The sequence below is a fragment of the Anaerococcus sp. Marseille-P3625 genome, from assembly GCF_900232825.1.
Lineage (GTDB): Bacteria > Bacillota > Clostridia > Tissierellales > Peptoniphilaceae > Anaerococcus.
This window is the reverse complement of sequence record NZ_OCTP01000011.1, coordinates 825,193-848,023: the sequence shown is the minus strand read 5'-3', so window position 1 is coordinate 848,023 and position 22,831 is coordinate 825,193. Positions and strand designations below refer to the sequence as shown.

The following is a 22,831-nucleotide window of genomic DNA, read 5'->3' as shown; positions in this document are numbered from 1 at the left end:
TTCGCCTAATCCCATGCATTAATATCTTTTAGATAAGGCTTTAATTCTTTGATATTTTCTGGGATAAATTTTGGATCTTTGCCAGCTTTTAGCTGAATCATATAATCCTTGTAAGAAGCTACGGCAAGTTTTCCTATAAGCATTAGGCAAACTAAGTTTATTATCGCCATAATTCCCATAAAAATATCTCCAGTATTCCAAACTATAGAAAAATCTCCAACTGATCCTAAAAATACAAAGCACATTACCAAAACTCTGTAGATGCTAAGGCCTGTTTTGCCAAGACCAAGGTAGGAGATATTATTTTCTCCATAATAATAATTTCCAATAATTGAAGAAAATGCAAACATCAAAACACAAATTGTCAAAAGATGTAATGACCAAGCTCCAAGCTCACTTGATAGAGCAGCTTGAGTTATGGCAAGGCCTTCTAGATCCGGATTATTATAAATTCCTTCTCCTCCAATAATAATTACAAAAGCAGTTGCTGAGCAAACTACAATTGTATCAAGATAAACTCCCAAGGCTTGAATTAGTCCTTGTTTGGCTGGATGGCTAACATCAGCAACAGCTGAAGCATTTGGAACAGCACCCATGCCGGCCTCATTAGAAAACAATCCTCTTCTTACTCCATTTAAAATAGCGCTCCCAAAAAGTCCGCCAAAGCCTGCCTTTAAGTTAAAGGCTTCTTTGAAAATAAGTCCAAACATATGAGGAACTTTTGTTATATTTATAAGTAAAATTATCAAAACCATAATAGTATAAATAATTGCCATAATTGGAACCAATAATGAAGTTATATCTGCAATTCTTCTTAGACCACCAAAAATAATAAAGCCTGCAAAAATACAAATAATAAGTCCAACTATCCAAGGCTTGATATTTAGTGAAGAAGCAAAACCAGATGCAATAGTATTGGCCTGCATGGCATTAAACATAAAACCATAGACAATACAAATAACCACAGCAAAAATGCTTGCTATATGAGGATTTTTCAAAGATTTGCTCATGTAATATGAAGGTCCACCCTTAAAAGTTCCGTCAGGATTTTTTTCCTTAAAAATTTGTCCCAAGGTATTTTCTACAAAAGATGTTGCACCGCCAATAAGAGCTGTAACCCACATCCAAAAAACTGCACCAGGTCCACCTACTGAAATAGCTGCTGCAACTCCAACGATATTTCCAGTTCCTATATGGCTTGCCGCAGAAATTGTAAAAGCCTTAAAAGGTGAGATTGCATTTTCATCTTCAGGTTTTTTTCTGATTAATTTAAAGGCGTGGGAAATATTTGTAATTTGTCCAGCCTTAATTTTGTAAGTAAAATACAAACCCACGCCCAACAACAAGGGGATGAGCATATTCGTATAAATTTTGCCACTGATTAGGTCAGTGATCTTCTTAAAAGTTTCCATAATTGCCTCCTAATAATATTTATTCATGATTTCTAATAATTAATTATAAAACTTTTTACTACTTTACCTCGATTTTTGCATAAATTAAATAGGACAATAAAAAAACCTTACAAAAAAATTTTGTAAGGCTAATATTTTTTAAAGTTTTTATTTGTACATTCCCAATTTTTCGCAAAGTTCATCTATTTGATCTATTATAGATCCTATAAAGGCTATTGTTTCTGAAATTGGTTTTGTGCTTGTCATATCAACTCCAGCTCTTTTTGCAAGCTCTATTGGACCAACTGATCCACCAAGTTTTAGAACTTCTATCCATCTATCCCTATCTTCTGGACTTCCATTTACGATTTTATCAGAAATCATTGTTCCAATTGTTAAACCTGCAGAATATGTGTAAGGATATAAGCCCATATAATAATGTGGTTGACGCATCCATGTTAGCTCAGCACCATCTACTAATTCCACAGAGTCAGACCAAAATTCTTCTAATTTTTCTGTAAAAATTTTGTTTAAATCATCGGCTGTTAGACTTTCGCCATTTTCCACTTTTCTATAAACTTCTCTTTGGAAGGCTGCTTCAAGGAAATGAGTTACAAAGTTATGGTAGTAGGTTTTTGAAATCATTGTTGATAAAACCCAAAGTTTTTCACGATCATCTTTTGCTTTATTTAGCAAAAATCTTTCCATGGTAATTTCGTTGGCAGTTGATGGTGATTCAACAAAATACATACTCATGTCGATATTTAGAGATTTTTGATTTTTATTTGTGTAATAAGATTGACCAGCATGGCCTAGCTCGTGGGCAAGAGTCATAACTTGGCTCATTTTGTTATTATAAGTTGTCATTATAAATGGATGAGATCCATAAGGGCCAGCTGCAAAAGCTCCAGTTCTTTTTCCTTCATTTTGAGCATAGTCTATCCACCTATCTTCAAAGGCAGAATTTAAAACGCTTACGTATTCTTCGCCAAGATTTGAAAGTCCTTCAACTATATATTTGTGAGCTTCTTCAATGCTTACTTCTGGTTCATAATCTGGATCTATGGACAATTTCAAATCTGCATAGGTCATTTTGTCCAAACCGTAAGTTTTTTTGATAATTTCTGCATATTTTCTCATATGAGCTGAAAGCTCTGCCATTATTGTGTCAATTTGCTTATCGTAAATTTCCCTATCGACATCTTGTAGGCTTAGCAAATAATCAAAAACTGTTTGGTAGCCACGCAAATCTGAAATTCTCTTTTCATTTTCAACTTGGGTCATGTAGACAGAAGCATCCGCATTTTCGTATTTTCTTAAAACATCGTGGTATCTTTTGAAAGCTTCACGTCTTAGCCCACATCTTGGATCTGCTTCAAGAAATTCTTCAAAAGTATTGTGGTTAAGGTTTATTTTTTCGCCCTCATATTCAAAATCTTCAAATTCCATATCTCCATAGCGCATATCGTTGTAATTTTTGTATGGAGCATCAAAAGTTGGAGCAAGATTTGCCAAAATCTTCTCGCCCTCATCGGTCAAAAGATATTTGGATTCTTTGATAATTCTATCAAGATAATAAGTATATTCCGGATGAGCTTTTTTTACCTCTTCCAAGAGATTCTTATCTAATTTGGCAAGTAATGAATGGAAAAAGCTCAACTCTCCGTCAATTTTGCTCATTTCTTTGGTAAAATGCGCATATCTTTTTGCCATATTAGCATCAGTCGTATCAGTTTCCATGCTAATGCCTGCAAAAGTGCCTAACCTATCTGTTAGGCCATTTATCTTATCAAAATCTTCCAAAGCCTTATAAACTTCTTCTGATGAATTTAAAGCTTTGTAATTTTTAGAAAAATTATCTGAAAGATTTTTAAGTTCTTCTAAATTTTTGAGAAAATCTTCATCATCCTTGAAAAGATCTTCAATTTTCCAAGTTTCTTTAACATCTACTTCACTTCTTTTTTTCATATTCCCTCCTCATAGTATAGTAAATTTTTTACTATTACTTATTTTACCCTAATTTTATAATAGATTAATTTAAAAGAAAATATATACAACAAAATATCAGAGAAAAACTTAAAGCTTCTTATTAAATATATAAATTATTGGCTTATATTTTTAAAAATAGTATACAAGCTTTTAGAAAGAACTCATAACAAAAGCTATTTCTATAAGTTACAGAATAGAAGTAGCTTTATTATTTTCGATTTAACTTTTATACATTCCTCTTAGTTGATGTTCTGTTATCCAATTCTTATAAATTTATTATCTCATTGACCCAGGTGATGGAATTCTTAATTTAACCGTTTCAAATTTTGATTCTCTAATAAAATTATATTATATGAAGATAGCTCGTAGGCTTGAATCGCTTCATATTTTCTATGACTTTTACCAGTTCTTTTACCATAAGTTTTGTATGTAAGAGTATCTTTAGTGCCTAGTTTAGAAAATCCACCATGACTTGTAAATTCTCCAGTAATATTGTCAAAATAAGCAGTTCCTTTTACACAAATATTTGTCAAACTACTTCCTTATATTGATTTTGTATTTGCTATATTAATAGCAAAAGAAGATGATACTAACGGCATCAATAGACTTAACGATAGAATTATAATTAATTTTTTTGAAAAATGTTTATGCATATTATTTTCCTTTCTGTTCTAATTTAATCACTCTATCGAAATTTTTTGCAGATCGCATATCATGACTAACCATGACTAAGCTTTTGCCTTGTAAATAAAGTTCTTCCAGTATGTTCATAACAACCTGTGCATTCTCGTAATCTAGATTTCCTGTTGGCTCATCAGCTAGGATAATTTCTGATGGTTTTATTAATAGGCGAGCTAGGGATACTCTTTGCTGTTCACCTCCTGATAATGAGTAAACCATTCTATCTTTGTAGCCTTTTAAACCTACTTTCTCCAGAGACTCTTCTATTATCTTCTCTTTATCTTTATCCTTAGAAAATTTTAAGGCCAATTTCAAGTTTTTTTCAACTGTCTCATTATCAATTAAGGCATAATTTTGAAATAGGTAGGATATTTTTTCTCTTAACAAAATAATGGATTTTTTACTTTGAGGTCTAATATTTTTATTAGAAAAATGCACCGTTTCTCCTTGATCTACTTTTTCTAAAGTTCCTAAAATATTTAGTAATGTCGATTTGCCAGCACCACTAGGACCCATAATCAATATTTTTTCATTTTTTCCTACTTCAAAAGAAAAATCGGTGAAAATATTTTTGGATCCATAAGATTTGCTTATTTTATCTAATTTTATTAGACTTTCCATTTTATTCCTCCATTGATGATTTCAATATAGAGATAAGATTATTTTTATACTTAACTATGTTACATATATAAGCTAGTAGATCTAAGAAAACTAAGGCTATAAGTAGTTTTAGGTATATATCAAATTTAAACTTTACAAAATACGATATTGATGTAAGGCTTATGATTGTTAATAATACATTGTAAATCAGTATATTTATACTAGATTTTTGTATAGGATTACCCAAAATCATCTTAACTGCTAATGTTTTTGATACGTCTTCAAATGACATATTAAATATGTAAATACTTATAATTATATAAATTAAAAATACAAGAATTACTTTTTTAATTGAATTAACAAATTTTGATTGTGCTTCTTTTTCAAAATTCCCATAAAAATCTGATTCTTTTTCAAATTTTAGTAACTTAGTTGATATGTTCTTTTCAAATATCGGAAATAAATCTTCCTCCAAAGTATTTGTATTTTTTGCTTTAAATAACAAATATGCTGGATTTGGAAATCTAATTTTGCTAGCAACTATGACAAAATCATCGGTTGGCTTAGTTCCGTGAAGATACTCATTAATCTGTGGATATATCTTTGTATTGTCAATTACAATTATATTAGGATTTTCGGTTTCCAAACCAAGAGATTGGTATGTCATTTTCGAATTTTTGATATTTTCTTTTAATTTTTTTTCGCTATTTTTTGTTACTATATAGGTCTTATTTTTATTATCCTTATTTATTTTGATATCTTTATTATCAAGTGACTTTAGATTAAGTGAATTTATATAATTTATATTCGCTGAAACTATATTAGGACTTGTATCGTAGTCTATCTCATAATATAAAACCCCATCCTTATTTATTATTTGATTTATAGCTTTTTCCTTCGATTCATATACTTGTCTCTCAGCTGAAAAATGGCTACTAATTAGGATATAATAATCATTATGTATATTGCTGCAGACTTTTCTGACATCAGTATACAAATCATATTCTTTCTTTGCTTCTAATGTTTCTAATAAATTGAGCCCTAAAATACTTATTGCTAGTATTTTTAAAATGAAAAATCCTATACTCAAATTTTTATTTTCTTTTTTCCTATAAAGCGTATCTATTATATTAACTTTATTTAAAGACTGGCATGATATCAAAGTCACCAAAAAAATCAAAATTGTTATTATTAGAGTTATAAAAAAATAATCCGGCAAAAATTTAAATGAATTTATATTAAAAGTTTTCTGGTATAAAAATATTATAGGCACAAGGGCTATAGCGGATGATATTATAAATGTAAAAACGTTTTCTTTAAGAAATAAAGAAAATATATTAAAGTTAGTATATCCATTAAGCTTATAAATCACCATCTTTCTTTGTTGTGATTTAATGTCCATTGCAATGATTATGAGTAATAAAACTATAAGTGCTTCAAGTTCTAGATTATTAACAAATTCTTGACCAATAAAAATTAATTTTTCTTTAGTAGAAAATTGGAATTTAAACATATCAGGATTAAAATCAACAAAGTTTAATTTGCTTATATCTAGTTTTTTTATTTCATTTTCAAAGTTATTTATATTATCATTTGTTCCAAATACTAAAAGTTGTCCCAAAAATCTCTTTGACTTATAGTTTTTAAAGCTACTTATGGATTCTATAAATTTTTTACTAGAAATTGTATCTAAAGAATTAATTTTATCATTATTAGTCATTTCATAAGTAGAATTGTCAAACTCATCAATTGTCATTTTATTAGTAAGGGGTAATTTATCTAAATATTTTTGATTGATTATGTAATAATATGTCGAATTATAATAAGAATTAGAAACTTCATAGTCTTTAAAATAGATATTTACATTGGTTTTTTCTGCCAAGTCTATCATATTGTTTTTAAGTAAGTTTCCATCCTCAAAATCAGACACTAATATTTCCTTGTAGGAAAAGGAATCATCATATTCCCAAGGAGATAATCTTTTAGATGTAATAAATAATATATTCTCTACCATAGGATATGAAAGTATCATAATTAGAATTGATATAAGGCCTAAAATAATTTTTTTAAATTTAGAAACTTTGCTAAACATAGTCAATATACCTCTTTGCTATAATTATATATCTAACTAAATTTTAAGTCAATATATTTTGAGATTATAATAAGATATATGCTAATAATTTAGACTTTAATATAAATTCAATAGTATACTAATATTATAAGTTTATGCTATAATAAAAATTTTAATAAATTTTAAGATTTAAGCACTAGAATTATTAATATGGAGGATAATATGGACAAGAGAATTGAAAATTTTGCTAAGCTTGCTGTTGAGTTTGGGGTTAATGTTAAAGAAGGTGAGGACGTTTTGATAAATTCACCTGTTGAAAGTCCAGAGCTTTGTAGGCTAATTACCAAGGCTGCTTACGAAAAAGGCGCTCGTCTTGTTTCTGTGGATTGGCGTGATGATACACTTACAAGACTTGCCTTTGAAAATCAAGACCAAGAAACTTTAAATGAAGTTGCTTCTTGGAAGATAGAAAAATTAAAATATCAAATAGCTGAGAAAAAATCAAACAGAATTTCCATCGCTAGCGAAGATCCAGATTTATTAAAGGGCCTTGACCAAAAGAAAATTTCCGAAGCAGTTCGTGAAAATTCTAAGGCTGCAAAAGAATTTGTCAAATACACCATGAACGATATTGTAAGTTGGCTGGTAATTTCTGTTCCAAGTAAAAAATGGGCAAAAAAAGTATTCCCAGATCTTAGCGAAGAAGAAGCTTACAATAAATTATGGGAAGTAATACTTGATGTATCAAGAGTATCCGATTCTTGGGAAGAAACCAAAGCAAATTGGGAAAATCACATCAAAACCCTAGAAGAAAAAGCAAAATATCTAAACGATCATCAATTTGATAAAGTTCACTATGAGTCTAAAAATGGCACAGATCTTTGGGTAAAGCTTCCAAAAGATCATATTTGGATGTCAGCTGGCTCAAAAAATGCCAAGGGCGATTTATTTATCCCAAATATGCCAACAGAAGAAGTTTTCACAGCCCCACAATATGACGGAGTAGACGGAAAACTTGTAGCAACAAAACCGCTTGTTTACAACGGAGTTGTTATAAATGATTTTGAATTTATATTTGAAAATGGCAAAGTTATCGATTTTGATGCCAAAGAAGGCAAGGAAACTCTTGCCAAAATGCTAGAAAGCGATGAAGGTAGCAAAAACTTAGGAGAAATTGCTCTAGTTCCATACGATAGTCCAATTTCTAATTCAAATATTTTATTTTACAACACCTTATTTGACGAAAATGCATCCTGCCACTTTGCCCTAGGCAAGGCTTATCCAACTTGCGTTGTAGGTGGAGCAGATTTGGATGATGACAAGTTAAAAGAAAGAGGAATCAACGATTCCCTAATCCACGAAGATTTTATGGTTGGAAATTCCGATCTAAAAATTACAGCCTACAAAGGCGAAAAAGAATTCCCAATATTTGAAAATGGCAATTGGGCATTTTAACAAAATTTCTGAATATAAAAGATCCCATAAAGTAAGATACTTTAGGGATCTTTTTTTCTCTATTAAATTTCTTTAAAATTTTTAGCCTTCGTAGGCTTCTTGGTCTACAAACAAATAGCAATTTGGATGTAGATGTAAGAAACTTGCTGGGAATTCTGGATAAACTGTATCTTCTTCGAGAATTCTTCTAACAACTTCGTGTTTGTTTTTGCCATTAGCAAGAACTACTAGGGTTTTGGCATCGAAAACATCTGCCATTCCCATGGAAATTGCGTATTTTGGCACGTCATCTTCTGATTTGAAAAATCTAGAATTTGCCTTTATTGTTTCTTCTGTTAGTTTTATTATAGATGTTCTTTGATTTAATTTTTCTGCTGGCTCATTAAAAGCAAGGTGGCCATTTGGTCCAAGTCCTAAAACTTGTATATCTCTTTGACCAAATTCATCTAAAAGTTCATCGTATTCTTTGGCGTATTTTTCATCTGCTTCTGGAGCAAACGGCAAATGTGTTGTACCTTCTTTGAAATCTACCTTGTTAAATAAATTTTCATTCATAAAATATTGGTAAGATTGGTCGTTTTCTTTGTCAATTCCTATATATTCATCTAAGTTTACGCTTTTGGCATATTTAAAAGAAATTTCTCCTTCTTTGTTAGCCTTAGCCAAATATTCATACATACCAATTGGGGTTGAACCTGTTGCAAAGCCAAATTTTGCTTGTGGTTTTTCTATCATCATGTTAATGATAAAATCAGCAGCTTTTTTACTCATTTCATCGTAGTCTTTTGACACTATTACTTTCATTTTAGTTCACTCCTTATTAAAATTACATTTAATATTTTACCCACAAATGAAAAATCTTACCATATTTATTAAATATTTTCTTCGATTTTTATTTCTTCTTTTGGAACTTTTTTAAATAATCCTGTTACCATTAAAGCTATTGCTCCATCGCCTGTAATATTACAAGCTGTACCAAAAGAATCTTGTAGGGCAAATATTGAAAGCATCAAAGCTGTTCCATTATCGCCAAAACCTAAAACAGAAATTATTAGTCCAAGAGATGCCATTACCGTTCCGCCTGGTACTCCTGGTGCGCCGATTGCAAAAATTCCAAGAAGTAGGATAAATAAAATCATATCTCCCATAGCAGGAATTTTTCCGTAGAGAATTTGTGAAACTACCATTACAAAAAATGTTTCTGTCAAAACTGATCCACAAAGATGAGTATTTGAGCAAAGTGGAATTACAAAATCTCTGATTTTAGCATCTAAAGTTTTTGCTTTTCTAACTTGTTTAAGGGCAACTGATAAGGTTGCTGCAGATGACATAGTTCCAAGAGCTGTTACATAAGCTGGTCCATAATGTTTTAAAACTTCCATTGGATTTGTTTTTGAGATCGTTCCTCCGATGCCATAAAGAAGGGCAAGCCATATATAATGCATGACAATTACAATTAAAATAATCTTGATAAATACTGGCAATTGCTCGTTGATTACGCCTGTGTAGGAAAGTTCTGCAAAGGTTGTAAAGATAAAAAATGGAAGAATTTTTATAATTACTCTATTTACTATTTCTAAGGTTATGTTGTTAAATTCTTTTAAAAGTTTAGTAAATGTTTCTGATTTGGTCCAAACTACTGCAAGACCAAAAATAATTGATGTAACCAAAGCTGTCATTACTGGCATTAGTGGATCTATGCCTAATTTGAAAATTGATTCAGGAATTTCTCTTTGTCCTGCCACTTCACTTGCTATATTTAAGCTTGGAATAACTGCATTTCCAACTATAAGCGAGAAAAATGCCGCACCTATTGATGATAAATAGCAAATAACTAAGGTTGTAGTCAAAACTTTGCCAGCATCCTCGCTTAGAGATACTATAGCTGGTGTAATAAAGCCCAAAATTATGATTGGCACTGCATAAAATATAAGTTGACCAAGTACTGATTTTACAGTATCAAAGATCATCATCAAAGTTTCATTAGAAACTCTACCAATAAAAATTCCCAGAATAATACCAAATACAAGTTTAAATAACAGGGAATTAAAAATACTTTTCTTTTTCATAGATTACCTCTTTTCATTGTTAATTATTTCTAGCATCACATCATCAGCCTTAGAAAATCCTTCGTGGGAAAGCTTGCCTATATTAGAAATTGTATCTTCAATGCTTTCTCCAACAATGCCAACATTTTTGTCAGTAATTATACCATTTAACGACAAATAAGCAGCAATAATTGATTCTTCAGCGCTTGTGGATAATTTCATAGAGCAAGATTCCTTAGCTCCATCGCAAATCATGCCAGTAAGATTTGCAAAAACATTTGTACAAGCTCCAGCAATTTGCTTTTCATCACCATCCAGCATAAAAGCTATAGCAGCACTTGCTCCAATAGCAGCTCCGATGGCACAGCCGCACATACCGCTAAGTTTGCCCGAATATTCTTTGACATAACGATTGATTACATGGGCAAAAAATAAACCTCTTGCCAAAGTGTCAAAGCTTAAATTTTCGTATTGATAAACCATATAAATTGGAATGATAATTCCTATTCCTTGATTGCCAGAGCCACCTGAAGTCATTATTGGCAGAGGACCGCCACCCATTCTCATATCGGCAGCTGCTGCTGTTAGGATTCTCGTTTGTGTAACAAAATTATCCGGCAAAATTCCATTATCTTTAAGAGTGCTTAGCTTTTTGCCGAGATTTAGGCCATAGCCTTTAAGTCCTTCTTTGGCTGCGGCAAGATTTACATCGACACCTTCCAAGACAAAATAAATATCTGCCAAGTCCATTTCTTTTACAATTTTAGAAAGCTCCTCAAAGGACATATTTTTTATAGAAAAAGCGGATTTTCCAGTATCTTTTATAGGATCGTCAAAAATAAGCTCATCATTTTTCCAAATTTGGTCAATATGCGTGTGAGAATCTGAAATAATTACCCTAGCGCTTTCTTCTTTGGTAAAAATTTTTACTCCTATGTAAAGATCTGAAACATCTTCCAAATACTTAACGCTCACCAAATCTACAAAGTCTTTTGCTTTTTTTATTTCTTCTTCTGTCAAATTAGAAAAAACCAAAAGTGGCTGGTCGCATTTTTTGGAAAAAGCTCCAAGACTTGCTGCCAAATCCAAACCAGCCGCCTTGGTTGTCGGGATTTTTACAGCCTTGCCATTTTTATAAATATTTCTACTAACTTCTAAATCGATCTTACAAATATCGGATTTTTCTAAATATTGACTACAAACATTGGCAGCATAAGCAACTGCAACAGGCTCTGTACAGCCAATGGCTTTTGTAGAATCTTCCTTTACAATATTTATAAGCTCTTCTTTAATTTCTTTACTATTCAATCTATCACCTCAATAAGATTATTAGCCAAAATAGCCACATTTATAGTATAACTTATTTTAAAAATCAAGTAAACGATTGCCATGTAAAATTTTGCCAAAGAGAATTTATCATATATTCATTGGGTATAAATATAAAAACTCAAGAAAAGAATGGAGATTAATTATGGGAATATTTGATATATTTAAAAAAGATGAAAATGACGATGATTTAGAAAATGAAAAACCAACAAAAAATTCAAAAGAAATCATCTACTCGCCCATGCTTGGCCAAAAATTAGACATCAAAGAATGTATAGATAAAGTATTTTCTACAGAAATTGTGGGCAAAGGCTGCCTAATAGTTCCAAGTTTGGGCAAAGTTTACTCACCTTGCGATGGAAAAATTTCCCTACTTGCGGATTCTTCACATGCCATTGGAATAAGCTCAAAAGCTGGAGCAGAAATTCTAATTCATATAGGCATAGACACCGTAGAATTAAAGGGCGAAGGATTTATAAGCCATGTAGAAATCTATGATGAGGTCAAAAAAGGCGACTTATTAATGGATTTTGATATAGAAAAAATCAAAGAGGCTGGCAAATCTCTCCAATCACCAATAATTATAACAAATACTGACGAATTTGATGTAAAAGTTTTAGAAAGTGACTTAGAAGTATCAAACACCGACCCAGTTTTGGAAGTTATTGCAAAATAAATTTCTCCCAGCTTAGGATAGATCCTGGGCTGGGATTTTTTTATAAAAATTACTTTAGGGTAAAATAAAAATGGAAAAGAAAAATTGGAGAAGATAATGAAATTAATAGCAGTAGATGTCGACGGGACACTAATAAATAGCAAAAATCAAATAAGCAAAAAAACCAAAGATACCTTGATAAAGGCAGCAAAAAATGGCAACAAAATCGTAATAGTATCTGGAAGACCAGCTCCTGGCCTAAGCGCTTTGGCAGAAGAATTAGAATTTGACAAATTCCATGGCCTATTATCGAGCAACAACGGCTCAACCATAACAGATTTTGCCAGTGGAGAAATTTTAGCCGATCATTTCTTGGATATGGATCTTGCAAGAAAAATCCTAAAAGAAAGCCAAAAAATCGACCTAGATATAGTCCTTTCCCATGGTGATATACTCATTTCTGATAAAAGCCATAAATATTTGGATCATGAGGTCAGACTTTTAAAACTTCAAAGCAAAATAATTCCAGATGTAAGAGAAAATCTTTCCTTTAAGATAAATAAGATTCTTTTTGCAGGAGAACCAGAAAAAGTTGATAAATACTATCCATTTTTGGAAGAAAATTATGGAGAAATCACAAGCCAAGTTAGAAGCCATGCCTATAATTACGAAGTGATGCCCAAGGGCCTTTCCAAGGGAGCAAGTCTTTTAGAAATCGCCAAATTTTACCGAATCAAAAGAGAAGATATCGTAGCTTTTGGCGATGAATTAAACGATTTGACCATGATAGAAACTGCAGGAGTGGGTGTTGCCATGGCAAATGCAGTTGACGACTTAAAAGAAATAGCAGATTATATAACTTTGTCAAACGACGAAGACGGAATCGCCTATTATTTGGATAGATTTGTCTTGTAGATAAAAATTGAAAACTTAAAGTCGGAAAGCTTTCTAGCACCTTGAGCGAACCTAGCAAGTCGAATCATCTCTTAGTTTTTTATTAAAGCTATAATTTTGAGATCTTTCGACTCCAAACATCTATCGATGTTTTCCGCTTACGATGTCAGAGCTTTGCTTAGCATTTTTCGCATGTTCCGTATTTTCGAATAATCTCCTGGCACATCCCAGGCTTACACCCAACTCCTGATATCCCGAATTTACTCATAAACCCTGGCATTGCTCGCTTACAACTAACCCCTGGCATCCCGAGCGTAGTCGAGGGATCTCATTTTCTTATCCTAAAATAAAAAATCTCAACAACCTAAAAATTCCCAACAAAAAAGTGATGCTGGATTTTTCCTGCATCACTTTTATATTATTTTATTAGTTTTTTTCTCTTTCGTGTAAGTATCAACAACAAGCTTGCAATAAAGACTATCAATGCAAGTGGAATAATATAATCTTCTACTCCAGTTTTTGCATTTTTGCTTACTTTATTTACTCTAATTTGCCCATTTTTGACTACTACCTCATATCCTGGAATAACTTGAACTCCAGGTTTTTTTGTTGTTGGTTTTTCTTCCTTTACTTCCTTGATATTGTAAATATTTTCAAAACTTATATTTTCAATTTTTTTATCAGAAGAATTTCTTATCAAAACTCCATCTTTTTTTAAAGCTCCGTTAGATTTTGTAATTTTTACATAAAGCTTGTAGACTTCTTTGTCGTATTTGACATTTTTTATCTTTGGATCTTCTTGATAGATTTTGTATTCGTATTCGCCAGGTTTATGAAAGTTTATATCTAAGCTTTTTTCACTATCGCCCTTAAGCTTAAACTTATAAGACTTAGTAGCTTTTTCCGGCAGTGGAGCATCTTTGCTTAGTGCTTCCATTACATAGAAAAAGCTTTCTTTTGGCTTAGCATATGGCGAATTTATACTTATATTTTGCCTAATATTTAAGCTTAGAGATTCGGTTTGGGCATAGGCTGTTGGTTGAAAAAGGAATAACACAAAGAGAAAGGTCAAAGATAAGTAAAGGCCTAAAAATGTCTTCGTTTTTTTTAATATTTTATTGTACATTTTATTTAGCCTCCCCTCTTTTCTTTCTTTGGCTAATTGCATCGTAAATTATGAAAAGCGCGACCAACAAAAGCCATATTAAAATTAGAATTAGTAAAAAATTAACTTTGTAAGCTTTGGAAAGAAGTTTTGCAAATTGATTTTCTTTTTGAATTTCTTCCTTGTAGATATTTTCTTCTATATTGTCGGTAAGTCTTCCTATAAGAATTGACCTGCCATTGGTAATAGAAAAATCACAAGTATCAAGTACTACAAGATTTTCATGGTCTGTAAAATCAAGCTTTCTTGAAAAAGTCGCCTCTTTATAAATATGGTCAATTAAATCTGGCCTAACATCTTTGCTTTTTGCCGTTGATAAGATAATTTTATCCGTACCAACCGTCTTTAAAAAAGCAAAAAACTCAATTCCCTTGCTTGTTTTTCCATATCTGTGGATTTGTCCGTATTTATGACTGTCAAAAAATTCCTTGTCTTTAAAAAGCTCCATATCTCCAAACATTTTTCGCTCAGCCATAAAATGTCCGTAAAGAACATTTTGGAAATCGGAAAAATCTTTGCTATTGGCTGCATCTAGGAAAATCGAACCAGTTGTAGAAAACTTGCCAAGAACGGTTTTGTTTAAATACTCGTCATTATCCTTGCCTTGAACAATTGGATAGTCAATTTTTGTCCCATAAACATCTATCCAGCCCAAAACATCAGAATTTATTTTTTTTAGATCAGAAAAACTTAAATCATCCTCACTATCTGGCTTATATGCAGAATAGGTTTGGCTATCAGCAATCTCTAAAAGCTGGTGTGTATCCCAAAAAGCGTAAATTGCTATGATAAGTGACATTATAGAAATAAATAAAATTATATAATCCACAAATCTAGATGCAAGTCTAATTTTTTTTAATTTTCTCTTTTGTTCATCTGTTAGAATTATTTTTTTTTCTAAGCTTGGGGAAGATTTCTCTTCCCCTTGCAAATCATCAGTTTTTGATAAATTATCTTTAGTATTTTCCTTACTATCCATAAAATAAAGTTATACTAAGGCTTATGCTAAAGCTTCCTCTTCTTTTCTGTTTTTTACAAAGAAAGCAATACCAGCACCAGCTACAGCTACTAGAGCGATAAATGGTAAGTTGTCAACTAGTAAACCTGTTGCTGTTTGGGTTTTGTTTTCATATTCTACAAAGTTTCCACCAGCTTGATCACCGATGATACCTTCTTTACCAGTTCCTGCTGTACCATTAAAGGTAGAAGATTTTACAGAACCTGTATAAGCACCAGCAACTGTTTCGTCAAAGGTTATCTTTGAACCTAGTAAAACTTCTTTAAATACTATTCTTTGATAGTGTTTTAAAACTACATCAAAAGCTTGTCCATATTTTTCACTTTGTTCTGTACCAGCTGTACCATTCCCATCTACTACAAAATACTTAAATTCTGTTGCATCAGAATTTGAGCCTACTGGTTTTGCTACTGTTAGATTAAATGTAAATTCTGCATTTGTATCTGGGGTTGAATCTGTGATAGTTTTTCTTAAAGCAAAACCTTTTTTATCAGCACCTTGAATTTCTGGTCCGCCTGTTGGATTATCATTACCATCTTTTTTGTCGTAATTGTTTACGAAGGCAAATTTGTTTTTATCTTTTGTAGTATCGTCCTCATCTCCTGGTTGGTATCCAGTTTTCTTTTGAGTAACATCTTCACCCTTATCATTTTTTGTTTGTTTGATTTGGATATCTGTTACTTCGTATTTTTCTCCAACTTTTTTTACAAATAAAGATACTAGATATTCAGCTTGTGAATAGGTCATATCTTTTGTATTACCTTTAGTTTCTACTACAGTATAAGTATATTGACCAGCAGCTGTAAATTTCACATTTGCTAGGGCGTCAGCTGATTCTTTGATAAGTTGTTTACCATCTTTTTTAGTATCTTTATCATCTTTATCATCAGCTGTGTATGCTATTGTTACATCAGAAACTTTTGGAAGATTGGCCGCTTTTGTTGTATCACCATCTATACTGTGACCAGTAAATGTAAAAGTAAATATTTCTGCTGGTGTTGTTACACCTTCAGCTGGAAGATTTAATACTTTTTTGATGTTTAATGGTTTGCTTGCTGCTTCTGCTACATTTGGATTAATTACGAATGCTCCACCAACTAGGGTAAAAGCTAATACGCTTGCTACGATTTTGTTTTTAAATGATTTCATAATACTTTCCTTTCAAATATTTTTTATATTATATTCCCCTTCTTCTTAGAAGAGTAAATATCTTACCTTTGATAAGTTTTTTATTTACTGGTCCAAAGAGTCTGGAATCAACTGCTTGATCTCTGTTATCTGCCAGTAGGAAAAACTCATCGTCTTTAAGCTTTACTGGGAATTTTATCCCATTTGTAAAGGCTAGGGTGTCTTTGTAAATTTTGGGTTCATATTGGTAGGAACCATTTACTTTTAGACCATTTTCATCAATATCAACTTCATCTCCCGGACTTGCTACTATTCTTGCAAGTTTGTTTTCTCTGTTGTAGGTGTAGATTACACTTTCGCCTACAATAAAATCATTTTCTAATCTGTAATAAAGAATCATATCGCCAGGGCTTATATTTGGAATCATTGAAGTATCATCAACCCTATGAATTCCAAAGATAAAGCTAAATACGCTTACAATTATTATCAATAAGCTTGTAATTTTGATTAATAATTTTAGTAAGGCTCTGGTGACTGGATCTTTGGGAGATTTTTTTTCTTTAGATTTTTTATTCATAATCTACTTGTGTATTTTTTCTTATTCTGTAGAGGGCAAGTCCTGCTAATACAATAGCAAGGAGGATTTTTATTAATCCATTGCCAGTATCTTCTATTATAAGTCCTGTTGGAACATTTTTGGCAGCACTTGCTGTAACCGTGGTATTTCGCTGGATTCCCACATCTTTATCGATTGGAGGATCAGCAGTCCATGATATAGGATCTTTGTAGAGGAATTTTGCTTTAGCATCTGGTTTTCCTGGAAGATCTTTTTCCTTGGTGCCTTTTTCTACTGCCACAATCTTTTGATCATTATTTGGTGCAAAATTTACACCCTCGCCAGCTTTGTAGGTAACTTTTACTAAGTTTGAACTTTCTGGGAAATCTGGAGTGTTTGGACTTATGGTATCGCCATGTTTTGCAAAGTGAACTGTATAAACCTCGCCATTTTTAATCTCTGCACTATCAGCAATTGCTCTTGTTAAGTCTCCATTTTTATCCCAATACCAGAATTTATTTCCTGCTAATTCATTTACTTGTGGTTTTACTTTGCCAAAAGTTCTTTTGCTAGGATCAATGTCTTTTTTGACCAAGACTGATATATATTCTTGATTTTCCTTTGTTCCATGACTTAGAGTTCCTTTTGTTTTATCCTCAGTTTTAAAAGCTACAATGTCGTATTTCTCTTTATCTATATCCTTACCATCTTCATCTTTTTTTGGTATACCAGAATCATTTGGACTGGTTGGATTTGTTTTGTCCTCTGGAATATATGGAATAATATCTTTATTAGATAAATTATTTTCATATTGGGCGGTGTGGGTTGTATCTTTATTGTAGATTTGACCTTCTGTTTTAAAATTATTGTCCCAATTAGTAAACTTCCATCCAAAATCAGCAGTAATATTTGGAGCGATGACTCTATTACCTAGGTCAATTCCCTTTAAAACCCAATAAACTTTGCTATTTGGATCCATACTTCCATGTTTGCCCTCGTTAAAAACTACTTTTACATAGTCGCTATCTTTTTTTGGGTCGGTAGTTACAACTAGAGGTTTTTTGATGAGAGTAACTTCCAAAGGATTTGACTTGTCATTATCTTTTTGCTCCTGATTTATGATTTTGTAGGCAAAGTCGCCTTCAACTATAAAGCCATTTGTCGTATTATCAAGACTTACGCTTGGAGTATTGGTTCCATTATAATTATTTTTCCAATTTCCTACATGAGGGTTTAAATATTCTATCATGTCCTTATTTGAAGAATCACTTGGAATATTTTCTCCAGATTTACTTTCTTCTCCTAGTTTATAAGTAAATTTCATAAATTTCCCTGTCGGGTTTGTGTCTAAAATTTTTCCATCTTTATCTTTAGTTTTAAATATAACTTCAGTATTTTGCACCTGGTAAAGGTCTACTGGTAAAGTAGTTGTCGGATAATCTCCCTGCCAAGTTATTTCTTTACTGCCGTAATCTTCAAGAACCTTAGTCGATGAAGGATCTACATAAGCTTCCATATAGGCATCGTCGTTTTCATGGCCAGGTAGAAAATCATCCTCATCTGCAAAATAAAGTTGAGAAACTATACCAAAATCTAAAGAAAGATTATCTGCTGAAAAATCTTTTGAATTGCTATATTGACCCTGGCCTGGCTTAATAACTTCTTCTCCATTTTCAAGATCTTTATAGTAAACAGAATATTCGCCATCGACATTAATCTTTGCTCCACTTGGATAAATTTTGGCAAAATCAAAGGCTGTTTTGCCCTCTAGGGGATGCAATGTTACTTTAACCACGAACTTTGTTTCCATGAAATTAGGGATTTTTGAATCGGATGGATTTGCTCTAGCTAAGGCTTGAAATTTCTCGCTATCACTTATGCTTAGAGTGTCTGTTTTTGGAAATTCCTTGCTTTCTTTAGGAGATTTTAAAGAATTTTCTGTAGAATCTTTTCTTGCGTAGATTTTTTCAGAAGGTTTTGCTCTAGATTTCGCATTTCCCCTAAGATAATCTTTGCTAAAAACTTCTTGGTAAGCTGTTAAAAGTGAACTTTCCCTACTTAATCTTTCGGTTTTTGCAGCATAAGCTAAACTAATATTTGTTAGCCCAAAAAATAAAGCCAAAAAGAAGGACAAAATTTTATTCAATTTTTTCATCTAGTCTTATTACCTCCCTTCTTTATGATTTATCTAAAAATTAAGGTAATTTTGGATTAATAAATCCAAAGTTTTTTTAGCTTTATGTCAATAGTTAATAATATTAAAATTTAACATTTTATTTTAATAGAACATAGTTTTATTTATATACATTATATCAGAATATTTTTTAAAGGTAAAATATTTTATTAAAATTTTTTTATTTATAATTATTGATTGAAATCTTGCATAAAATTCTTTTATCCCTCTCTACTTTAATTATTTGTTGGAAAGATAAGTTTAAAGATTTTTGATTATTTGATTTTGATCTTTTGTAAAAAATCCCTTGCAATAATAAATCGAAATCTTTGTATTTTATTTGCAATCATCTCTCATTTTTGTATATTATTAGTGAGATTTATTAATAAATTCTTAGGAGGAAAGATGAATTTAATTGTTGCTCAATCTGGTGGTCCTACTAGCGTTATCAATTCAAGCCTTTGCGGGGTTATTGATGCTGGTATTTTGGAGGAATTTGATAATATTTATTTAAGCCGTTTTGGTATTGAAGGTCTTATTAGGGGCGAAATTGTAAGTGTCGATAAGGATAAATTTATAAAAAACAACATCAAAGATAAGCTTATGGCAAGGCCTTCTTCTATTTTGGGTTCTTGTAGGTTTAAATTATCCGATGATTTAAATGATGAAGTTTATAAGAAAATTTTTGACCGTTTTGAAGAATACGATATAAGTTCTTTTGTTTACATAGGTGGAAACGATTCCATGGATACGGTTTCTAAGCTAAATTCCTATATGAGGGAAAATTCTATTTCTGGCATTAATATAGTTGGTTGCCCAAAAACTATAGATAACGACCTTTGCCAAATGGATCATTCTCCTGGTTTTGCTTCTGCTGCTAAGTTTATCAACCAAACTATAAGCCAAATGCGTCTTGATGTTGATGTTTATAAGCTAAAATCTGTAACTTTTGTTGAGATTATGGGAAGAAATGCAGGTTGGCTAGCTGGATCTTCTTTGCTTTCTAATTATAAAAGGGATAGAAAAGTTGTAAATCTCTTGTATTTGCCAGAAGATGATAAGTCCATTGATGAAGTTCTCGATGATATTAAAATTTCTTTGAAAGAAGAAAGCAATTTGATCGTTGCAGTTGCGGAAGGTTTTATGGATAGGGATAAAATTCTTCTAAAAGAAAGCATTTCAAATACTGCAGATGGTTTTTCTCACAAGGTTATAGCTGGTGTTGCCAATAGACTTGCTGATATTGTTAGAGATAGGCTTAATATCAAATCTCGTAATGTCGAGCTAAATATTTGCCAAAGAACAAACACCATTATTAGCAAAACCGATTCTCTTGAGGCCTACCAATTGGGTTTTAGAGCTGCTAGTGTTTCAAAAGAAAAAACAAATCTTCTTCCTATAATAAAAAGAGAAGAGTCTTTGAATTATGAGATAAATTACTCTTTTGTTGCAAGTGAAGAAATTGCCAATAAGGAAAGAAAAATCCCTCAAGAATGGCTAGATGACAGAAATTTGCTTGAAGAAAAAATGATAGCCTATACTTATCCACTAATTCAAGGAGAAGTTAGTGTAGCTTATGAAAACGGCTTGCCAGTTTTTGTAAATCTTTGTGATTTTGTAAAATAAAAAAGGCTCTGAATATTCAGAGCTTTTGTTGATCTTACTTGTCTTCTTTTAGTTTCCTAATCCTACAAGCTTTGATCCTATTATCTTCTATATAAAGAATTTTTATTTCATATCCATTGTAATCAAGGCTTTCATTTTCGCCTGCTTCTGGTATATAGCCTAGCTTATCTATGATAAAGCCGCCAAGAGAGTCGTAATTTTCGTTATCTTCGTCAATTTCTATTGGGATTTTCTCGTTTAGATCTTTAATTGAGATGGAAGCTTTTACAACATAAACTCCCTTGCGATTTTCCCTAAATTCGACTCCGCAATCTTCTCCCTCATTTAGATCTCCTACTATTTCTTCAAGCAGGTCGTCAATGGTTACAACTCCAGCAAAACCACCATATTCGTCGATTAATATGGCCATGTGAATGTGCTTTATCTGCATATCGGCAAATAATTTGTCCGTTTCAATCTTATCTGGCACAAAATATGCTGGCTTTATTAGGCTTCTTAGGTGGACATTTTTGATTCCAACTCTAGTTGCCTCTAAAAGATAATCTTTGGTGTAGATTATTCCAAGGATGTTGTCGACTTCATCTTCATAAACCGGGATTCTTGAATGTCTAATCTTAGTAAATTCATCAAGCCAAGTTTTTTCGCTATCATTTACATCTATCATAAAGACATCTGTACGTGCAGTCATTATCTCTTCTGCTATAAGATCATCAAAGCCCATGATGGAATGGATCATTCTCGATTCCATAGGGCGAATTATCCCTTGATTTTCTCCAACTTGAACTATAGATTTGATTTGCTCGCTGGTAACTTCCTTTTCTATAGCCTTTGCTTCTATGCCAAAGATATTCATAAATAAATTTGTCACAGCATTGGTAAATTTTACAAAAGGATAGGTTATGGCCATTATTATTCTTGTTAGAAAATTTGTCGCCATGGCAATGCCCATGGGATTTCTAACTGCCAATCTTTTGGGGATCTTATCTATAAAAATTAGCCTTATCATGGAAAAAATAATTATTCCTATAATTATATAGGCACTGGCATTTAATGATCCATTTAAAATGTCAGAATTTTCCACAATAACTCTTACTCTTCTTACTAGATAAGATACGATGAAAAATGATAAGACCATATCTACCATGGCAAAGGCCTGGTTTAAGGAATCTTGATCACTTGTTATTTTTAATAGATATTTTGCCTTACTATTGCCTTCTTCTTCTAGCTCTCTAAGTTTTTCTGAATTTAGAGAGATAAGTCCGGTGTGGACTGCTATTATTAAAGAATTTAGAAACATTAGTAAGATTATTGTTATGATACTTTGTATGCTAAAATAGGGCCCTACGTCCATTTTTTCTCCTTATCACATATAGGTCCTATCGCTTGTTTCACTTTTCTTTTTTGACTTTCTTGAAACTTCGGTATCTGAGATGATATCTTTTACTTTCATTAGTCTTGCGATAGTAGCTCTTTCGTTTTCTTCTAATTTTGCTCTTATATATTTTATAGTTTCTTCCAAATCTGGAATTGTCCTATATTCAAGAGCGTTTACACGACGACGGGTTGATTCGATTTCATCTGCCATAAGTTGGGTAGTTTTTTCAAGTTCTGCAAGTTTGAGTAATTTTTCCATGACAAAGTTAAGTTTACTTATAGCTTGGTCAAGGCCTGCTGAAGTTTCGGCATAGCCATATGGATACATACTTGCATTTTCATTTTTTTCCACTTCAAACTCCATTTGAGGAATTCTAACACTCATGACATTTTTGACACTTATATCAACGCCAACTTTTTGGGTTGGAAAGCTTACAGCAGCTTGCATTGATTCTGGACTCATAAAAGCACTTGCTATGAGAAAGTCAGAAAAAGAATCTGATAGTTCTTTTTCCACTTCTTCTCTTAGGCTTTTGTTTTTACGAATTAGAATCATAAACTGGCGCATAAGCTCATCTTGTTTATCTTTTAAAAGCTTATAGCCACGCTTGCTGGTGCTTAATCTTTTTTTTAAGTTGTTTAGGTTCATCCTTGTTGGCGTTACTTTTAGTCTAGCCATTT

At 31.9% G+C, this 22,831-nt stretch carries 19 protein-coding genes; 4 read left to right on the top strand and 15 right to left on the bottom strand.

The window, feature by feature from the left end:
• Positions 1–5 precede the first annotated feature (5 nt).
• The 5 genes from CS884_RS09260 to CS884_RS09240 form a co-directional block, all read right to left on the bottom strand.
• Positions 6–1,412, bottom strand: coding sequence for a sodium:alanine symporter family protein (locus CS884_RS09260; protein WP_099321554.1), 1,407 nt, complete (start codon positions 1,410–1,412; stop codon positions 6–8).
• Positions 1,413–1,559: 147 nt separating this feature from the next.
• Positions 1,560–3,359 carry an oligoendopeptidase F gene (gene pepF / locus CS884_RS09255; RefSeq protein ID WP_099321553.1) on the bottom strand — a complete coding sequence of 600 codons (1,800 nt, stop codon included), beginning with the start codon at positions 3,357–3,359 and terminating at the stop codon, positions 1,560–1,562.
• 326 nt (positions 3,360–3,685) lie between these two features.
• Positions 3,686–3,913, bottom strand: coding sequence for a hypothetical protein (locus tag CS884_RS09250; protein WP_099321552.1), 228 nt, complete (start codon positions 3,911–3,913; stop codon positions 3,686–3,688).
• 121 nt (positions 3,914–4,034) lie between these two features.
• Positions 4,035–4,682 (bottom strand): ATP-binding cassette domain-containing protein, encoded by a 648-nt coding sequence (locus tag CS884_RS09245; protein ID WP_099321551.1) that lies wholly within the window; start codon positions 4,680–4,682, stop codon positions 4,035–4,037.
• 1 nt (position 4,683) lies between these two features.
• Complete coding sequence (locus CS884_RS09240) at positions 4,684–6,753, bottom strand: FtsX-like permease family protein (protein WP_099321550.1); 2,070 nt, start codon at positions 6,751–6,753, stop codon at positions 4,684–4,686.
• A gap of 201 nt (positions 6,754–6,954) precedes the next feature.
• Here CS884_RS09240 and CS884_RS09235 point away from each other — a divergent pair, with 201 nt between their 5' ends.
• Positions 6,955–8,187: an aminopeptidase gene (locus tag CS884_RS09235; protein WP_099321549.1), complete on the top strand. Its 1,233-nt coding sequence runs from the start codon at positions 6,955–6,957 to the stop codon at positions 8,185–8,187.
• Between the two features lie 81 nt (positions 8,188–8,268).
• Here the strand turns inward: CS884_RS09235 and nagB are convergent, their stop codons facing one another.
• The 3 genes from nagB to CS884_RS09220 all read right to left on the bottom strand — a co-directional run bounded on the left by nagB (position 8,269) and on the right by CS884_RS09220 (position 11,543).
• Entirely contained in the window at positions 8,269–8,991 is a 723-nt protein-coding gene (nagB, locus tag CS884_RS09230) for a glucosamine-6-phosphate deaminase (protein WP_099321548.1), read from the bottom strand.
• 68 nt (positions 8,992–9,059) lie between these two features.
• A complete protein-coding gene (locus CS884_RS09225) occupies positions 9,060–10,256 on the bottom strand; it encodes a dicarboxylate/amino acid:cation symporter (RefSeq protein WP_099321547.1) in 1,197 nt (398 codons plus the stop codon).
• A 3-nt stretch (positions 10,257–10,259) separates the two neighbouring features.
• Positions 10,260–11,543: a serine dehydratase subunit alpha family protein gene (locus tag CS884_RS09220; RefSeq protein ID WP_099321546.1), complete on the bottom strand. Its 1,284-nt coding sequence runs from the start codon at positions 11,541–11,543 to the stop codon at positions 10,260–10,262.
• A gap of 163 nt (positions 11,544–11,706) precedes the next feature.
• Here CS884_RS09220 and CS884_RS09215 point away from each other — a divergent pair, with 163 nt between their 5' ends.
• Together CS884_RS09215 and CS884_RS09210 are read left to right on the top strand one after the other, a co-directional pair.
• Entirely contained in the window at positions 11,707–12,237 is a 531-nt protein-coding gene (locus tag CS884_RS09215; RefSeq protein ID WP_099321545.1) for a PTS glucose transporter subunit IIA, read from the top strand.
• A gap of 96 nt (positions 12,238–12,333) precedes the next feature.
• Positions 12,334–13,131, top strand: coding sequence for a Cof-type HAD-IIB family hydrolase (locus CS884_RS09210; protein WP_099321544.1), 798 nt, complete (start codon positions 12,334–12,336; stop codon positions 13,129–13,131).
• 397 nt (positions 13,132–13,528) lie between these two features.
• Here CS884_RS09210 and CS884_RS09205 read toward each other — a convergent pair whose 3' ends face one another.
• From CS884_RS09205 to CS884_RS09185, 5 genes are read right to left on the bottom strand one after another with little or no spacing between them, the layout of a single operon-like run.
• A complete protein-coding gene (locus CS884_RS09205; protein WP_180753327.1) occupies positions 13,529–14,236 on the bottom strand; it encodes a Spy0128 family protein in 708 nt (235 codons plus the stop codon).
• A gap of 1 nt (position 14,237) precedes the next feature.
• Complete coding sequence (srtB, locus tag CS884_RS09200; protein ID WP_099321542.1) at positions 14,238–15,254, bottom strand: class B sortase; 1,017 nt, start codon at positions 15,252–15,254, stop codon at positions 14,238–14,240.
• 21 nt (positions 15,255–15,275) lie between these two features.
• Positions 15,276–16,442 (bottom strand): Spy0128 family protein, encoded by a 1,167-nt coding sequence (locus tag CS884_RS09195; protein ID WP_099321541.1) that lies wholly within the window; start codon positions 16,440–16,442, stop codon positions 15,276–15,278.
• Positions 16,443–16,470: 28 nt separating this feature from the next.
• A complete protein-coding gene (gene lepB / locus CS884_RS09190) occupies positions 16,471–16,998 on the bottom strand; it encodes a signal peptidase I (RefSeq protein ID WP_099321540.1) in 528 nt (175 codons plus the stop codon).
• Positions 16,991–19,132 (bottom strand): hypothetical protein, encoded by a 2,142-nt coding sequence (locus tag CS884_RS09185; RefSeq protein WP_099321539.1) that lies wholly within the window; start codon positions 19,130–19,132, stop codon positions 16,991–16,993. Before CS884_RS09185 ends, lepB begins: the two co-directional genes overlap by 8 nt.
• Before the next feature lie 423 nt (positions 19,133–19,555).
• On the opposite strand from CS884_RS09185, the gene CS884_RS09180 reads away from it, so the two are divergent.
• A complete protein-coding gene (locus tag CS884_RS09180) occupies positions 19,556–20,776 on the top strand; it encodes a diphosphate--fructose-6-phosphate 1-phosphotransferase (RefSeq protein ID WP_099321538.1) in 1,221 nt (406 codons plus the stop codon).
• 34 nt (positions 20,777–20,810) lie between these two features.
• On the opposite strand, the gene CS884_RS09175 is transcribed toward CS884_RS09180, so the two are convergent.
• Together CS884_RS09175 and CS884_RS09170 are read right to left on the bottom strand one after the other, a co-directional pair.
• On the bottom strand, positions 20,811–22,127 hold the full coding sequence (locus CS884_RS09175) for a hemolysin family protein (protein WP_099321537.1): 1,317 nt from the start codon (positions 22,125–22,127) through the stop codon (positions 20,811–20,813).
• Between the two features lie 12 nt (positions 22,128–22,139).
• Positions 22,140–22,829, bottom strand: a complete 690-nt coding sequence (locus CS884_RS09170; RefSeq protein WP_099321536.1) for a V-type ATP synthase subunit D — start codon at positions 22,827–22,829, stop codon at positions 22,140–22,142.
• Between the last annotated feature and the right edge of the window lie 2 nt (positions 22,830–22,831).

Excerpts from the sequence above, each read along its gene's own strand:
- CS884_RS09260 (WP_099321554.1), bottom strand. The coding sequence starts at position 1,412 with ATGGAAACTTTTAAGAAGATCACTGACCTAATCAGTGGCAAAATTTAT.
- pepF (WP_099321553.1), bottom strand. The coding sequence starts at position 3,359 with ATGAAAAAAAGAAGTGAAGTAGATGTTAAAGAAACTTGGAAAATTGAA.
- CS884_RS09245 (WP_099321551.1), bottom strand. The coding sequence starts at position 4,682 with ATGGAAAGTCTAATAAAATTAGATAAAATAAGCAAATCTTATGGATCC.
- CS884_RS09240 (WP_099321550.1), bottom strand. The coding sequence starts at position 6,753 with ATGTTTAGCAAAGTTTCTAAATTTAAAAAAATTATTTTAGGCCTTATA.
- CS884_RS09235 (WP_099321549.1), top strand. The coding sequence starts at position 6,955 with ATGGACAAGAGAATTGAAAATTTTGCTAAGCTTGCTGTTGAGTTTGGG.
- nagB (WP_099321548.1), bottom strand. The coding sequence starts at position 8,991 with ATGAAAGTAATAGTGTCAAAAGACTACGATGAAATGAGTAAAAAAGCT.
- CS884_RS09225 (WP_099321547.1), bottom strand. The coding sequence starts at position 10,256 with ATGAAAAAGAAAAGTATTTTTAATTCCCTGTTATTTAAACTTGTATTT.
- CS884_RS09215 (WP_099321545.1), top strand. The coding sequence starts at position 11,707 with ATGGGAATATTTGATATATTTAAAAAAGATGAAAATGACGATGATTTA.
- CS884_RS09210 (WP_099321544.1), top strand. The coding sequence starts at position 12,334 with ATGAAATTAATAGCAGTAGATGTCGACGGGACACTAATAAATAGCAAA.
- CS884_RS09205 (WP_180753327.1), bottom strand. The coding sequence starts at position 14,236 with ATGTACAATAAAATATTAAAAAAAACGAAGACATTTTTAGGCCTTTAC.
- srtB (WP_099321542.1), bottom strand. The coding sequence starts at position 15,254 with ATGGATAGTAAGGAAAATACTAAAGATAATTTATCAAAAACTGATGAT.
- CS884_RS09195 (WP_099321541.1), bottom strand. The coding sequence starts at position 16,442 with ATGAAATCATTTAAAAACAAAATCGTAGCAAGCGTATTAGCTTTTACC.
- lepB (WP_099321540.1), bottom strand. The coding sequence starts at position 16,998 with ATGAATAAAAAATCTAAAGAAAAAAAATCTCCCAAAGATCCAGTCACC.
- CS884_RS09185 (WP_099321539.1), bottom strand. The coding sequence starts at position 19,132 with ATGAAAAAATTGAATAAAATTTTGTCCTTCTTTTTGGCTTTATTTTTT.
- CS884_RS09180 (WP_099321538.1), top strand. The coding sequence starts at position 19,556 with ATGAATTTAATTGTTGCTCAATCTGGTGGTCCTACTAGCGTTATCAAT.
- CS884_RS09175 (WP_099321537.1), bottom strand. The coding sequence starts at position 22,127 with ATGGACGTAGGGCCCTATTTTAGCATACAAAGTATCATAACAATAATC.
- CS884_RS09170 (WP_099321536.1), bottom strand. The coding sequence starts at position 22,829 with ATGGCTAGACTAAAAGTAACGCCAACAAGGATGAACCTAAACAACTTA.